General features: G+C 72.2%; 1 protein-coding gene. It reads left to right on the top strand.

Translation table 11 applies throughout. The annotated features are described in order from the left end of the window. Positions 1-1,277: ATP-binding protein (locus AC27IO_RS24355; RefSeq protein ID WP_498741232.1), on the top strand; the 1,277-nt coding region annotated here is incomplete at both ends.

Genomic DNA, 1,277 nt, shown 5'->3' with positions numbered 1-1,277 from the left:
AACCAGCGCCTGCTGCGGCTGCTGCCGGCGCTGGCCGACTCGGTGGTGGCCCCGCCCGTGAGCGACGGCGGCCCGCCGCTGCTGCTGCTCGCGCCCCCGGTGGAGGAGTTCCTGCGCCAGAACAGCGGCTTTTCCGGCTACAGCGTGCAGGACCTGTCCGGCCGCGTGCTGCTGGGCGAGGACTGGGTGCAGAGCGCCGTACCGGCCACGCACGACCCCGAGTTCCACAGCGTCGAATACGACAGCGTCACCTACCGCGTGGCCGTCCAGCGCAGCCGCACGGGGGCGGGGGAGCTGGTGGTGGCGCTGGCCGACGGCTCCGATCCGCGCCAGCAGTGGGGCAAGCAGATGCTGCTGCGCGTGCTGCTGCCCAACCTGGTGCTGGTGGCGGCTGCGGCGCTGGCCATCCACTGGGCCGTGCGCCGCGCGTTCAAGCCGCTGGTGGACCTGGCCGAGGCCGTCGCCCGGCGCTCGCCCCGGGACTTGAACCCCATCGACGAAGCCGCGTCGCCCGTGGAGGTGCGGCCCCTGGTGTACTCGCTGAACCGGCTGTTCGCCCTGGTGAACGAGCAGGCCGAGGGGCAGCGGCGCTTCGTGGCCGATGCCGCGCACCAGCTGCGCACGCCGCTGGCCAGCCTGCAGGCACAGGTGGAAGCCTGGGCGCTGTCCGCGCAGGCGGGCAGTGGCCGGGAGAGCCATGGATCAAAACAGGCTCCAGCGCAAATGGTACTAGGGTATGGTGCTATATATTTAGGAGCGGATCAGATCGAGAAGCTGCGGCAGGCCACCCGCCGCACCTCCAAGCTGGCGCACCAGTTGCTGGCCCTGTCGCGCGCGGATGCCCGCAGCCTGGACGCGCAGGCCATGCAGAGCGTGGATCTGAAGGACCTGTGTGAAAGCCTGCTGGAGGCGTTCCTCGACGCGGCCACCGCCAAGGGGCTGGACCTGGGGCTGGAGGTCGCGCCGGCCCGGGCCGTGGGCCATGGCTGGCTGCTTCGCGAGCTGCTCACCAACCTGGTGGACAACGCCATCAAATACACGCCGGCCGGTGGCGCCGTGACCATCCGCTGCGGCGGCGCTGCCAACGGCGGCGCGTTCCTGCAGGTCGAGGACGACGGACCGGGCATTCCCGAGGCGGAGCAGGCGAGGGTGCTGCAGCGCTTTTACCGGGTGCCGGGGGCTGCGGGGGAGGGCACCGGCCTGGGTCTGGCCATTGCCGACGAAATCGCGCGCGTGCACGGCGCGGCGCTGGGCCTGGGGCGCGGGCCGGCCGGCCG

The organism is Acidovorax sp. KNOB132, from assembly GCF_057541515.1.
Note: the sequence above shows the minus strand (reverse complement) of the source record. Positions and strands in the feature narration are given on the sequence as shown.